The organism is Paracoccus sp. (in: a-proteobacteria) (assembly GCF_047973135.1).
Taxonomy (GTDB): domain Bacteria; phylum Pseudomonadota; class Alphaproteobacteria; order Rhodobacterales; family Rhodobacteraceae; genus Paracoccus.
On record NZ_JBKEBL010000172.1, the window covers coordinates 26,191 to 40,321 of the forward strand.

Genomic DNA, 14,131 nt, shown 5'->3' on the forward strand with positions numbered 1-14,131 from the left:
CCTTTCCCTCAGTTCCCACTCAACTCTGCAACGGTCCGGCGATAAAAATCCAGCGCCGCCTGCGCGTCGATGCCCTTGGCCGAGGCGGCCTCGATCCAGCGATCCTGATAGGGTTTCGCGGCCTCTGCAAGCTCTGCCTCGAAAGCGTCGCTGGCGGTGACGATCTGCGCGGTTTCGGCCAGTTCCTTGTCGGCCCCGGCTTCGGCCCCGGCCCAGACCTGCGCGGCCATGGCAACGAAAGCCTCGCCCGAGACGGTCAGGATGGCATCCTGATCGGCGGGATCGATTTCAGCCCATTTCGCCTCGCTGATGAAAAAGGTGAAGGTCGGGGCGAAAATCTTGGCGTGGGTCCGCGTCACCGATTTCGCATAGGGTAACACCTTGAACGCCAGTGCGTCCGATGCCGGGATGCCGACAAAACCATCCACGACCCGGCGCTGGATGATCTCGGTCATCTGGACTGCGGGGCCTGATACCGTGGCCGAGCCGATATCCTTCATGATCCCCGCCGTGACGCCCGGCAGCGCCCACATCTTGCGCGCGGCGGCATCGGCAAGCGAGGTGATGGGCTGGTCGGTGGTGGAATAAAAATCCGCACCGGGCGAGGCCATCACCCCCAGCACCCTGACCCCCGGCAAGGGATCCTTGTCGGCGATGTATTGCTGCCACGTGTGCCAGAATGCCGTGGCGTTGGCCAGCGGATCGTTGCCGTTCACATAAGGCTGCAACGAGACCGCAACGCCGATATGACGGTCGGCGATGAAACCGTTGAACTGGAACGCCGCGTCGAACACCCCGCCCTGAACCGAGGCAAGCTGTTCGGGCGGCGGGGCCATGCTTTTGGCCGGAACGTTCACCCGGACGCGGCCTCCGGTCACGTCGCTGACCTGCCCGGCCCAGCCTTTCAGGATCTTCGCGCAGATGAAATGCTGCGCCGGGAAAAAGCAGTTGGCGGTGATGCGGGTATTGGCCTGCGCGGCAAGGCCGGGCAGGATGATCGCGATGGCTGCGGCAAATGCGGTTTTCAGGAACATGTCGTTTCTCCCCTGATTTGCGGTCGGTCAATAGACGAGATCGGGCACAAAGATCGCCAGCGGCGGCACCAGCAACAGCGCCAGCAGCGCGACCAGCATCGCCAGAACGAAAGGCATCACGCCCCGGAACATCTGGCCCAGATCGGCGTCGGGCAGGACGGATTTCACGACAAAGACATTCATCCCGACAGGCGGCGTGATCAGCCCCAGTTCCGTTACCAGAACGATGATGATGCCGAACCAGATCATGTCCACGCCGCTGTCCAGCAGCGTCGGCAGAAAGACCGGCACCAAAAGCAGCAGAATGCCGATGGATTCAAAGACCATGCCCATCAGAATGGCGATCAGCGCGATCACCACGACCAGACCAAAGCCCGACAGATCCATCGCCTCGACCCAGTCGGTGACGGCATAGGGCAGACCGGTGTAATTGGCGTATTCGGCAAAGACCAGCGCGCCAAAGATCACCAGAAACAGCGATGCCGTGGTCCGCGCCGCCTCGGTCAGGGCAGCGGTCCATTCGCCGATGCCGCGCAGCTTGCCTCGGCCAAGCGCGATGAATGCCGCGCCCACCGCGCCGACGCCTGCGGCCTCGGTCGGCGTGAACAGGCGGCCATAGATACCGCCCAGAACCAGCACGAACAGCCCGACCACCGGCCAGACCACCCGCGCCGCAACCGGCCCGGTGGCAGCGCCGGGTTCCGTCTCTGCCTCCATCGGGGCGACCGACGGGTCCAGCCGCGACCAGATCCAGACCACCGCCATGAACAGCAGCACCAGACAGATGCCCGGCACCATACCGGCCAGGAACAGCCGCCCGATATCCTGTTCTGCGATGATCCCGTAAATCACCAGCGGTACCGATGGCGGGATCATGATGCCCAATGTTCCCCCGGCGGCCACAACCCCCGTCGCCAGCGAATCGCGATAGCCAAAGCGCCGCATCGAGGGCATCGCTACCTTTGTCATCGTCGCCGCCGTCGCCAGCGACGATCCGCAGACCGCCGCAAAGCCCGCGCAGGCAAGGATGGTCGAATGCGCCAGCCCGCCACGCGTCCGCCGGAACGCCCGGTGCGCGGCGTCATAAAGCTCGGTCGATACATCGGCGCGATAGATGAATACGCCCATCAGCACGAACAGCGGAATGACCGACAGGTTATAGTTCATCGCGTCATCGATGATGCGCTGCCCGCTCATCTGCATGGCGGGGCCAAAGCCGCGTTCAAGCGCAAAGCCGCAAAAGCCGACCAGCAGGGTCGCGACGCCGATGCGGACACCGGCAAAGCACAGGATCAGCAGGATGACGATGGCAATCAGCGGGGCGGTCATGGCGTATCCCCCGGATCGCCCTCGTCGCGGATCCCCGCCAGATCAAGGATCAGCGCCACCGCTGCCAGGACCCCGCAGCACAGGATCAGCCAGCCCTCGGGCCATTCCAGCACGATCGACCGGCGACCGGTTTCCACCCCGTGCCAGCCAAGACGCAGGATCTGCCATGCGATCAGCACCCCGGCGGCACAGTTGCAGGCCCAAAGCAGGATCCGGTGCGGGCGCGACAGGCGGTGCCGGAACCACGGCTCAAGAATGTCCACGCTGATATGCGCCCCCGAAACGGTCGCAAGGCCAAGCCCCGCAAAGATGGTGATCGCCAGCAGGAACTGGATCATCTCGGCGGCGCCAAAGACCGGCGCGCTGAAATAGCGCCCGACAACATCCACGAATGTCAGCGCGGCCATCACGAACATCGAGGCGGCGGCGATCAGCCTCAGCGGCACGATCAGCCAGCCCGCCCATTGCGGTTTCAGAATTTTCACGATGTCTCCCCCCTTCTGATTGCGCGGGGCGGTTGGCCCGCCCCGGCGCGGATCTCAGCGCGCGAGGATCGCGGCCATCACGCGGCCCAGTTCGGCAGCAGGATCTTCGGGAAGCGTATCGGCGCGCCAGGCGACATGGTGGTCGGGGCGCACCAGCACGCAGCCGCTTTCGCCGATCTCGCTGGCGCGGGCCCAGTCACCGCGCTGGTCCACATATTCCTGACGCGGCCCGATCACATGGACCCGGATGTCAATTCCCAGCCCGCCTGCCACACGCGCGGCGGCATCCGCCCAGGGCTTGCCGTTGATCCCGGTCAGCAGGGTAAAGCGGCCATGCCCGCACAGATCCAGCGTCGAGATCCCGGCCCCGTCATCGTGACGATAGACCCAGACATGCGGCAGCCGCGCGCCGGGCCATGTGGTCGGCTGGTAATGCAGTTCGGAATCCAGCTCGAAAGCCGGTTCGATCTGCCCGTCCGTGACCACCGCGTCGGACCTGTAGCGCTGATTCATCTCGACCCCGTGGGCGTCAAATTCGTATTTCTTGTAGGCGATGGCCTTGCGGATCGCGTCGCGCTGCGCCTCGGCCTCGGGCGTGGTGTCGCCGCGTGCCCGAAGGTTCTTTTGCATCTTCTCGGGGCTGACCCCTTCTGACATGCCAAGCGCGTCAAAGATCTGCGCGGTATCGGCAATGGACTGGTTGGCGCGGGTGACGATCTGTTTCGCGACCGGCTGGCGTTCGGCGTCATAGCTGTCCAGCAGCCGCTCGCCCGCCTGCCCCTTCAGCACCATGGCCATTTTCCAGGCCAGGTTGAAGGCATCCTGAATCGAGGTGTTCGACCCCAGCCCGTTCGAGGGCGGATGCCGGTGAATTGCGTCGCCCATGCAATAGACCCGGCCATTCGAGGCCTTTTCGGCATAGAAATTGTTCACCGTCCAGGTGTTCGCGCTGATCAGGTCGATTTCCAGATCCGGCACACCGATCAACTGGCGTGCGACGCCGGTTGCATATTCCTCTGTGACGCGAGGCGGTTCGTCATTGATGTCATAGCCCCAGACGATCAGCCATTCATTCCAGGGCCGCACCATCCTGACCAGCCCCATGCCGATGCCGCCTACATCGGCGCCCGGCTGCATCACCCAGTACAAGACGGACGGACGATGCGCGACCCATTGCGTCAGGTCGGCGCGGAAATGGATGTTCATCGACCCGCCCACGGCCATCGCGCCGCCAAAGGGCAGGCCGGCATCCTCGGCCACCTGCGATTTGCCACCATCCGCACCGATCAGGTATTTCGACCGGATGGTAAAGTCCCGGCCCGACAGCCGATCGCGGCAGGTAGTGGTGACGCCGTCGCTATCCTGATGATGCGACAGGTATTCCGTGGACATCCGCGCCTGAGTGCCGCGCGAACAGGCGGTCTTGAACAGCAGCGGCTCCATGAAGGTCTGCGGCAGGTCGTTCATCTTCGTGGGCGATGACAGCCGGTGTTCCGCCTTGGAGGTGGGATGGTTGCCCCAGGCCACCATCCGACCGATTTCCTCGCCCGCGATGCTTTCGCAAAAGATGTTCTCGCCCATCAGATCCTGATGCGTGGCGAACATATAGGCCTCGTCCTCGACATCGCGGCCCAGATCGCGCAGCACCTCCATCGTGCGCTGGTTGGTGATATGCGCGCGCGGCGTGTTGGCCAGCCAGCGATAGCGGTTGATGGCCATATGCGCGACACCATGGGTTGCAAGCAGGGCCGCCATGGCCGAACCTGCGGGGCCGGTGCCGATGACAAGAACATCCGTTTCAAAATCAGCCATGATGATCCTCCTCTGGCCAGTCTTAGCCTGCGTCAAAGACAAGATTGATCGAATGGCTGCGGGTTAATATGATGCAGCGTTATGAAACTGGAGAGTGCGCATCTGGAAATTCTGTCGGCGGTGGTCGAATTTGGCGGCCTGACCGAAGGGGCGGCGGCGATCAGCAAGTCGCAGCCCTCGGTCTCGCGGACCATGGCGCTGCTGGAGGCGCGGGTTGGCGCGCCGTTATTCGAACCGGGCCGCAGGCCCCTGCGCCCGACGGAATTGGGTCGGCATCTGGCGCGGCTTGGCAAGACCATCCGGACCAGCGGCATCGAGGCATCGCGGCTGGTCGATGATTATCGCAAGGGCCGCGTCGGACGACTGCATATCAGCGGCACCCCGATCTTCATGGATGGCGTGATCGCCCGGATGATCGGAGAGTTTCAGGCACAAAGCCCGGAAATCTCGATCGAACAAAGCTATGGCTATGTGGATGAGCTGCTAGCCCAGTTGCGCAATGAATCGCTGGATCTGGCGGTAGTGCCGCTGCGTCAGGACCAGTTGACCAACGATCTGGAATTTGCGCCGCTGATCCTTGGGCGGAACGTCATCGCCTGCCGCAAGGGGCATCCGCTGACCCGGACCAAGATGATCACCGCAGCCGATCTCAGCAGCTATCGCTGGGTCGCCCCGCCCGAAAACAGCCCGCTGTTCCGCGACATCCAGCGCACGCTTGGCCAGTTCGGGCTGGACGACATGCCGGTGGCGTTTTCGGGCGGCACCTATGCGTCGATTGTCGGGGTGCTGGCCGGGTCCGATGCCCTGACGGTGCTGCCCGCCTCGGTAGTGGTCGTGGCGGGACAGTCGTCGGCGCTGACCACCCTGCCCCTGCGGATCGAACATCCCGACCGCACCCTTGGCCTGCTGTCACGGCCTGGCGGCGAGCCTTCGCTGAAGCGCCTGAAAGAGTTTCTGATCGCGCAATGCGGCTGGATCGACGCCAAGCTGCGCCACGGCAATGCCGAAGCGCGCTGGCGGCGGTGACACCCCTCAGGCCGCCTTTTCGGGAACCATCACGAAATCGAACCTCGACCGCCAGACCGTGTCGCCTTCGGCATGCTCATAGGGGGCGACCAGCGTTTCCTTGACGCCGAATACCGCATCATCGCGGATATAGGCGTCGTCGCCGACAAATGTGTGGGTGACGATGCGCTGATGGCCCGGCGCAGTCACAAGGAAATGCATATGCGCGGGCCGATAGGGATGCCGCCCCAGGCAGGCCAGCATCTGCCCCACCGGGCCGTCATCGGGGATCGGATAGCAAACCGGCCTGATCCCCCGGAACGCATAGTGGCCATCCGCCCCGGTAGTGAAGATGCCGCGATTGTTCCATTTCGGCTGAAGGCCGGGCTGCTGCACGTCATAGAACCCCTCGGCATTGTCGGACCAGACGTCAAGCCGCGCGCCCTCGATCGGGTTGCCCTCAAGATCCAGCACGCGCCCCTCGAACAGGCAGCTTTCGCCCTTGCCGTCCAGCGATATGTTCGCGCCCATCTCTCGTTCGGGCGCGCCATCGACATGGAACGGGCCAAAGACAGTGTTCTCGGTCGCGCCGCCGGGGCGGCGGTTGTAGATCGCAACGACCAGCATGGAAAAGCCCAGAACATCGGACAGAAGGATAAACTCCTGCCGTTCGGCGGAACAGATCTGGCCGGTGCGGGTCAGGAAATCAATGGCCAGATCCCATTCCTGCTGGGTCAGGTCGATTTCCTTTGCAAAGCTGTGCAGATGCCGGACCAGGCAGGTCATGACCTGCCGCAGGCGCGGATCGGCCCGGTCGCCCATCCGGGCATTGACCGTCTCGACCGAGGTTTCTTCGGTAAAAAAGCTGGACATGGGTTTCCTCCTCTTCTCGCCGACGCACGCTGATTGGCCAGGCGCAGGGTTCGGCGCGGTCTGTCCCTCAGTAACCGCAGAGGGACGCATAAAGGATCGAATGCGCCAAGGATTATATGTCGTTCCGCTATGTTCGGACATTACTCGGCCGTCTCGCCCCTTGCTGCGGCGACATAGAAATCCAGCGCGGCCCGCGCATCGATGCCACGGGCCGCAGCGGCCTCGACCCAGGCGTCGTGATAGGGTGCGGCAATCTCTGCAAGCCCGGCCTCAAATGCGGGGGATGCGGCCAGCATATCGGCGGTTTCGGCCAGTTCCGTCGCGGCGGCGGTTTCCGCCTGATCGTAATATCCGGCGGCCATTTCGGAAAAGGCCTGCCCCGAGACGGACATGATCGCCTGCTGATCGTCTGGACCGATCTCGGCCCATTTTCCGTTGCTGATGAAAAAGGTGAAGGTCGGGGCAAAGATCTTGGTTTCCGTCTGCGTCACGGATTTCACATATGGCAGCAGCTTGAAGGCCCGCGCATCCGACACCGGAATGCCGACAAACCCGTCCACCACCCCGCGCTGGATGATCTCGGTCATCTGCACCGCCGGACCCGAGACGGTTGCCGCGCCGATATCCTTGATGATCCCGGCCGTTACCCCCGGCAGCGCCCACATCTTGCGCGACCGGATATCGGCGGCGGATTCGATCGGGGCCGCAGTCAGGGAATAGAAATCCACCCCGGACGCGGCAATCACCCCCAGCACCTGCACGCCCTCGAACGGTTCGGCATCGGCCAGAAAGCGTTCATAGCTGTGCCAGAAGGCCAGAGTATTGGCGCGTGCGTCACTGCCATTCACGAAAGGCAGCATCGACAGCGTCAACCCGATATGCTGATCGGCGATATGGCCGTTATACTGGATCGCGGCATCGAATACATTGCCCTGAACCGAGGCAAGCTGTTCTGGCGGCGGGGCCATGCTTTTCGCGGGGATGCGCACGCGTACACGGCCTTCGGTGACACGCTGCACCTCGTCAGCCCAGCCTTTCAGAATACCCTTGCAGAAAAAATGCTGCGGCGGGGTAAAACAGTTCGCGACGATGCGGGTTTCGGCACTGGCGGGGGTGGCGGTCGTGGCGCAGGCCAGCACCGCCAGTAAAAGCTTGCGGGTCATCGGGTTCCTCCTGTCGGGTGGGGACTTGGCGAACGCGCTGCGATCAGTTTGCGGGACGCCGCCCCTCCCAGGCCGATTGCAGCAATTCGCGGATCGCGCCGCGGTCGAAAGGGCGCGGATTTGCATATGCGTTCCTGACCGCGATTTCCGCCGCCCGGTCCAGATCGCTTTCGGCAATGCCGATGCGTTGCAGGCTCAGCGGCGATCCGGTGGCTTGCGCGAAATCCCACAGCCCGCCCCCGGCCGAGCCTCCGCCGAACGTCTCGGCGATGGGGGCCAGCAGGCCGGGCACGGCGGCCTCGTTGAAGGCGGTGGTATAGGGCAGCAGGATCGCGTGGGTTTCAGCATGCGGCGTATCGAACGACCCGCCGAACACATGCGCCAGCTTGTGATGCAGCGCCATCTGGACATAACCCAACGCCGCCGAACAGCACCACGCCCCGTACAGCGCCTGCGACCGGGCGCTTATGTTCCGGGGATCGCGGATCAGTGCCGGGATGCCGTCGCGAAAGGCAATCAGCGCGTCGCGGCACATCAGTTCCACCACCGGGTTGCGGTCGGGCGCATAAAGCGCCTCCATCGCATGCGCCAACGCGTTCATGGCCGAAGTCACGGTCAGCCCGACGGGCAGGCTCAGCGTCAGGTCCACGTCATAGATCACCGTTTCAGGACGGATCGCCTCGTCCCGGCGGGTGGTCTTTTCGCCCTTGTCCGTCTCGCCCAGAATATCGGTCATCTCGGACCCGGCATAGGTGGTCGGGATCACCACCTGATCGGCGCCGGTGCGCATCGCGATGGCCTTGCCCAGCCCGGTCGTCGAGCCGCCGCCCAGACTGACCACCGCCGTCGCGCCGCTGCCCGCAAAGGCGACAAGCGCCTGCCGGGTGACATCGACCGGCGTATGCATCGCCGCGCCTGCAAAGACCCCCGCCGACATCACGCCAAGACCTTGCGCCAGCGCCTCGGCCTGCGCCTTCTGATGCGGCGTGGACAGCACCAGCGCCCTGTCATGCCCCAGATGCCGGATCTCTCCCGCCACGCGCGACACCGTGCCCGATCCGAATACGACACGCGTCGTCAATCCGGGAAAGACAAAGGATTCCATCATCTTGCAGCCTCCATCCGGGGCGGCAGGTCCGCCGCCAGATCGTCCAGAACCGATTGCAGCATCGCGATTTCCGGTGCCGAGACCTCGTGTTCGCGCCCCGGAAACAGATCACCGCGCAGCCTTGCGCCCGCGCGGCCCAGATCCTGCACCGCCGCGGCAAAGGCATCGACCGGAATCCAGGGATCGTTATCGCTGCCGGTCAGATAGACGGGCAGGCCGGACGGCAACAGCGCCGGGCGGTCATCCGTGGCGACACCAACGCGACACGCCGTCAGCGCGATCAGAGCATCGGGTGCGGGCAGCCCGGCAAAGCAATATTCCAGCACGACGCAGCCCCCCTGCGAGAACCCCGCCAGCAACAGCGGCACGCCCGGATGATCCGCGCGCGCCTGACGAATGACCGCGCCCAACCGGTCCAGCGACTGCCCAAGCTCGGCCCGCGCCTGCGCGACCAGCGGATCAATGGCCCGCGCCTCGTACCAGGATCCGCTTTCCGCGCGGGGCAGCACAAATGCCACATCCGGCGCGCGCAGCCGCGCCAGAACATGGCCCTGCATCTCTTCGGGCGACTGGCCGCGACCATGGACAAAGACGCAAACCGCCTTCGCCGCAGGGCCGCGCGCGCCCGAATGCAGCGCACCGCCTGTCATTCGAACGTGGCCTCTTCCAGCCCCTCGCGCAGTTCCGCCTCGCGATCCTTGAACCAGGGCGGAAATACCAGCGTCTTGCCGATCTGGCCCGGAGGCTCGTCCCGCGCCCAGCCTTCCGGCGTGGTCCAGGCCAGTTCGAACAATGCACCGCCGGGCGAACGGACATAGCACGACTTAAAGTAATTCCGGTCCTTCTGTTCCGAAATATCGGTAAAGCCCAGCCCCTCGATATGGGCGCGCAGAGACAACTGGTTGTCCTCGTCATCGGTATTCAGCGCAAGGTGATGGATCGTGCCGCCCGATAGCGTCCAGGTGCCCTGCGGGCTGTCGCGATCATTGATCACCTCGACCCGCTGGATCACCCCGCCCGCATCCGGCACGCGATAGACCGAGCCCTCGTCGCTGTCAGCCTCTTTCGTCAGAGGCAAGGCGACGGTCATGAAATCCTCCATCGCGGTGCGGTCGAAACAGGCCACCAGCGCGCCATAGATGCCCTTGATCCCGTGATCCCGGCCAATCCCCCGCGCCTCGTTCACGATGGGTTCGCGCGGATCGCTGTCGCTTTCGACCAGCTCATGCGGGATGCCGCAGGGATGGGCAAATACGGCGCGGTCCGCCCCGAAACGGGTAATCTTCTGCGCCTCGATCCCCTGCCCGTTCAGCCTGTCCACCCAGAAATCCACCGCGCCCATCGGGATCGACTGCATGATCGTGCGCGACTGGTTGGTGCCGCGGCGACCATAGACGCCCGGTTTGCGGAACGGAAAAGTTGTGATGATGGTCGAGGCATCGCCGTCGGGCGATCCGTAATACAGATGATAAACCGGGATCACCCCGTCAAACAGCACCGTACGCTTGACCGAATGCAGACCCAGCGTCTTGGTGTAGAAATCGAAATCCTCCTGCGCGCCATCGGTGGAAAGCGTCAGGTGATGAAAGCCGTTGATCTTGACCATGGTTGATTCCTCCCTCGAAACAGGCAGCCCGGTCGCCCGGTGCCACTGAAACGCGATTTCCCAAGGACAGTGATAACGCACAGGGCAATGGCATGAGTTGATTTATTGGTCTGAAAACATAACGCGATGTTATATTCCTCGGGGCGATTCCGGCCATGGATGCCGCGCAGAGGCTTGGTCCTGTCGCAACGCGCAAGGGCGCTGTTCCCCCTTCCCGCCCGGAAGCACACGCCGGACCGGGCTGCGGATGATGACAAGGCCCCGCCAGATCGCCGGCATGGTCGCAACGCCTGTCACTGGACAGACGGCCCGCCGCAGGCTTTTGCAGGGGGTCCGGGGGGCGCACAGCCCCCCCGGCCATCGCGGGACGCAAATCTGCGGCGATGCCCTTGCACCAACGGCTTCCGGCAGGGCGCGGCGGTGGATATGACGCGGCCGCGTCCGCGCATGTTTGCCGCCATACCAGACCCGGCATGTACCCGGCATTCCCCTGAAAGCCGCTGCCTTCGCGCGCGTGGTCGCTGTAGCGCCCGCCCGACACCGGGCGGGTGGATGCTCTGGCACCCCGCGACGCTGCTGGTGTAAGCTTGGGCCGTTCCCCTGCCGAAGGCGATGCCAAAGCCCATGCTTCCTGACCAGACAGCGTTGCGCAAGATCATCCATATCGACATGGATGCCTTCTATGCCTCGGTCGAGCAGCGCGATCATCCCGAATTGCGCGGCAAGCCCGTCGCGGTGGGCGGGGCGGCGCTGCGCGGGGTGGTCGCGGCGGCCAGTTACGAGGCGCGGGTGTTCGGGGTGCGCTCGGCCATGCCCTCGGTCACGGCAAAGCGGCTGTGCCCCGATCTGATCTTTGTCAGGCATCGTTTCGATGTCTATCGCGCCGTCAGCGCCCAGATCCGCGACATCTTTGCCGATTACACACCGCTGGTCGAGCCGCTGTCGCTGGACGAGGCCTATCTGGACGTGACCGATCACCTGTGGCCGGGCCAGACCGCCACGCAGGTCGCCCGCGAGATCCGTGCCCGGATCCGCGAGGCGACGGGCCTGACCGCCAGCGCCGGGGTCAGCTATAACAAGTTTCTGGCCAAGCTGGCCTCGGACCAGAACAAGCCGGACGGGTTATGCGTGATCACGCCTGACAGGGGACCGGATTTCGTGCTGACCCTGCCGGTCGCCAGGTTCCACGGCATCGGCCCGGCCACGGCAAAGAAGATGCAGGCCATCGGTATCGCGACCGGTGCCGATCTGCGCGCGCAGCAGCTTGAATTCCTGATCCGCCGCTTTGGCAAGGCCGGGCGCTATTACTGGAACATCTCGCGCGGGATCGACCACCGGCAGGTGCGGCCCGACCGCGAACGCAAATCTGTGGGGGCCGAGAACACTTATTTCACCGATCTGATGACCATGGAAGAGGTCCACGACGCGCTGGCCGTTATCGCGGAAAAGGTCTGGCGGCACGTGCAGAGGCACGAATTGCAGGGCCGGACCGTGACGCTGAAGGTCAAGTTCGCAGATTTTCAGCAGATCACCCGCGCCCGGACCCTGCCGCGCGCGGTCGCCTCTCAGGCCGAGATGCTCGACATCACCTGTGATCTGGCCACGACCGTTCTGCCCGATCCGCGCGGCGCGCGGCTGCTGGGGATCACCCTGTCGGGCTTTGACCGCGACGATGGCGACGACCCAGCTCAGCTTGACCTGTTCGCGGGACTTTAGACGCCTCGGCCCCAGACTGCGGGCGGCATGGCTGGCAGAACGCGGCGGATCGTGGCACAACCTCCGAAACAGTCACGAGGCGAGACACATATGAGCGACGGTTTCGGCAAGGGTTGCCATCTGCATCTGATCGACGGCTCGGCCTTTATTTTCCGTGCCTATCACGCGCTGCCGCCGCTGACGCGGAAATCTGACGGGCTGCCGGTGGGGGCGGTGGCAGGTTTCTGCAACATGCTGTGGAAATATGTCACCGACGAACATGGCAGCGACGCGCCGACCCATGCGGCGGTGATCTTTGACCATTCCGGCAAGACCTTTCGCAACGAAATCTATGACCTGTACAAGGCCAACCGCCCCGAACCGCCCGAAGATCTGCGCCCGCAATTTCCGCTGACCCGCGACGCCACCCGCGCCTTCAATATCGCCTGTATCGAGGTCGCGGGATACGAGGCCGACGACATCATCGCCACCCTGTCCTGTCAGGCCCGCGACGCCGGGGGCAGCGTCACCATCGTCAGCAGCGACAAGGATCTGATGCAGCTTGTCGGCGACGGGGTGCAGATGCTGGACCCGATCAAGGGCAAGCTGATCGCCACGGATGAGGTGATGGAAAAGTTCGGCGTCGCCCCGGATCGCGTCGTGGATGTGCAGGCGCTGGCCGGCGATTCGGTCGATAACGTGCCCGGTGCGCCCGGCATCGGCATCAAGACCGCCGCGCAGCTGATCAACGATTTCGGCGATCTGGAAACCCTGCTGGCCCGCGCCGAAGAGATAAAGCAGCCCAAGCGCCGCCAGACGCTGATCGACAATGCCGACCTGATCCGCATTTCCCGGCGGCTGGTGCAACTGGATTGCGAGACGCCGCTGGATTTCGCGCTGTCCAGCCTTGAGGTGCGCGACCCCGATGCCGACACGCTGCTGGGCTTTCTCGGCCAGATGGAGTTTCGCACCCTGACCGCGCGGGTGGCGGAAAAGCTGGGGGCCGAGGCTCCGGCGGTGGTTTCGGCCCCCTCGACCGAAGCCCCCGCCGCGCCCGAACAGCCCGCGATGCAGGCCAGCCGGTATGAGCAGGTGTCGGACCTTGCCGCGCTGGACGCGTGGATCGCCGATATCCGCGAGGCCGGGCATGTCGCATTCGACACCGAAACCACCTCGCTGGACGAGATGCGGGCGGATCTGGTGGGCTTTTCGCTGTCGGTCGCGCCGGGTCGGGCCTGTTACATCCCGGTGGGTCATGTTCAGGGTGCCGACGACCTGTTCGGCAAGGCCACGCTGGTTCAGGGGCAGCTTGCCCTTGCCGATGTGCTGGCGGCGCTGAAACCCGTGCTGGAGGATCCGGCGATCCTCAAGATCGGGCAGAACATCAAGTACGACTGGAAGATCATGGCCCGTCACGGCATCCGCATGGAACCGCTGGCCGACACGATGCTGATGTCCTATGCGCTGAACGCGGGCACGCATAATCACGGCATGGACGAACTGGCCGAGCGGTATCTGGGCCATAAATGCATCCCCATCAAGGATCTGATCGGGTCGGGCAAATCGCAGATCGGTTTCGCGCAGGTGCCCATCGACAAGGCCACCCCCTATGCCGCCGAGGATGCCGAGGTGACGCTGCGCCTGTGGCAGCATTTCGCGCCGATGCTGCCGGTCGAGAAGGTCACGACCGTCTATCAGACGCTGGAACGTCCCATGGTGCCGGTTCTGGCCGAGATGGAGATGGCGGGGATCCGTGTCGATGGTGATGTGCTGAAACGCATGTCGAATGTGTTCGCGCAGAAGATGGCGCAGCTTGAGGACGAGATCCACGCGCTTGCGGGCGAGAAATTCAACGTCGCCAGCCCCAAGCAACTGGGCGAGATCCTGTTCGACAAGCTGGGGATCGAGGGCGGCAAGCAGGGCAAGACCGGGGCCTATTCGACCAGCGCCGATGTGCTGGAGGATCTGGCCGTCCAGCACGATCTGCCCGCCCGCGTGCTGGACTGGCGGCAGATTGCCAA

At 64.2% G+C, this 14,131-nt stretch carries 12 protein-coding genes; 3 read left to right on the forward strand and 9 right to left on the reverse strand.

From position 1 onward, the window contains the following. Positions 1–8 precede the first annotated feature (8 nt). Genes ACK5L9_RS13225 through ACK5L9_RS13240 form a run of 4 tightly spaced genes read right to left on the reverse strand, consistent with a single transcriptional unit; the run spans position 9 to position 4,660 of the window. Entirely contained in the window at positions 9–1,034 is a 1,026-nt protein-coding gene (locus tag ACK5L9_RS13225) for a hypothetical protein (RefSeq protein ID WP_416911930.1), read from the reverse strand. A 27-nt stretch (positions 1,035–1,061) separates the two neighbouring features. Continuing rightward, entirely contained in the window at positions 1,062–2,363 is a 1,302-nt protein-coding gene (locus ACK5L9_RS13230; RefSeq protein WP_416911931.1) for a TRAP transporter large permease, read from the reverse strand. Further along, on the reverse strand, positions 2,360–2,848 hold the full coding sequence (locus tag ACK5L9_RS13235) for a TRAP transporter small permease (RefSeq protein WP_416911932.1): 489 nt from the start codon (positions 2,846–2,848) through the stop codon (positions 2,360–2,362). Before ACK5L9_RS13235 ends, ACK5L9_RS13230 begins: the two co-directional genes overlap by 4 nt. Positions 2,849–2,902: 54 nt before the next feature. Then, positions 2,903–4,660: an FAD-dependent oxidoreductase gene (locus ACK5L9_RS13240; protein WP_416911933.1), complete on the reverse strand. Its 1,758-nt coding sequence runs from the start codon at positions 4,658–4,660 to the stop codon at positions 2,903–2,905. An 81-nt stretch (positions 4,661–4,741) separates the two neighbouring features. Here ACK5L9_RS13240 and ACK5L9_RS13245 point away from each other — a divergent pair, with 81 nt between their 5' ends. Further along, complete coding sequence (locus ACK5L9_RS13245; protein ID WP_416911934.1) at positions 4,742–5,686, forward strand: LysR family transcriptional regulator; 945 nt, start codon at positions 4,742–4,744, stop codon at positions 5,684–5,686. A 6-nt stretch (positions 5,687–5,692) separates the two neighbouring features. On the opposite strand, the gene ACK5L9_RS13250 is transcribed toward ACK5L9_RS13245, so the two are convergent. The 5 genes from ACK5L9_RS13250 to ACK5L9_RS13270 form a co-directional block, all read right to left on the reverse strand. Further along, the gene (locus ACK5L9_RS13250; protein WP_416911935.1) at positions 5,693–6,538 is read right to left on the reverse strand and encodes a dioxygenase; all 846 of its coding nucleotides are present in this window, start codon (positions 6,536–6,538) and stop codon (positions 5,693–5,695) included. 140 nt (positions 6,539–6,678) lie between these two features. Then, positions 6,679–7,701, reverse strand: a complete 1,023-nt coding sequence (gene dctP, locus ACK5L9_RS13255) for a TRAP transporter substrate-binding protein DctP (protein WP_416911936.1) — start codon at positions 7,699–7,701, stop codon at positions 6,679–6,681. A gap of 43 nt (positions 7,702–7,744) precedes the next feature. Continuing rightward, positions 7,745–8,809, reverse strand: a complete 1,065-nt coding sequence (locus ACK5L9_RS13260; protein ID WP_416911937.1) for a maleylacetate reductase — start codon at positions 8,807–8,809, stop codon at positions 7,745–7,747. Then, complete coding sequence (locus tag ACK5L9_RS13265) at positions 8,806–9,459, reverse strand: alpha/beta hydrolase (protein ID WP_416911938.1); 654 nt, start codon at positions 9,457–9,459, stop codon at positions 8,806–8,808. The genes ACK5L9_RS13260 and ACK5L9_RS13265 overlap by 4 nt, the downstream gene beginning before the upstream one ends. Then, entirely contained in the window at positions 9,456–10,415 is a 960-nt protein-coding gene (locus tag ACK5L9_RS13270; protein ID WP_416911939.1) for a VOC family protein, read from the reverse strand. Before ACK5L9_RS13270 ends, ACK5L9_RS13265 begins: the two co-directional genes overlap by 4 nt. 612 nt (positions 10,416–11,027) lie before the next feature. On the opposite strand from ACK5L9_RS13270, the gene dinB reads away from it, so the two are divergent. Together dinB and ACK5L9_RS13280 are read left to right on the forward strand one after the other, a co-directional pair. Beyond that, entirely contained in the window at positions 11,028–12,131 is a 1,104-nt protein-coding gene (gene dinB / locus ACK5L9_RS13275) for a DNA polymerase IV (RefSeq protein ID WP_416911940.1), read from the forward strand. Positions 12,132–12,221: 90 nt separating this feature from the next. Then, a partial coding sequence (locus tag ACK5L9_RS13280) for a DNA polymerase (RefSeq protein ID WP_416911941.1) occupies positions 12,222–14,131 on the forward strand: 1,910 nt, incomplete at its 3' end.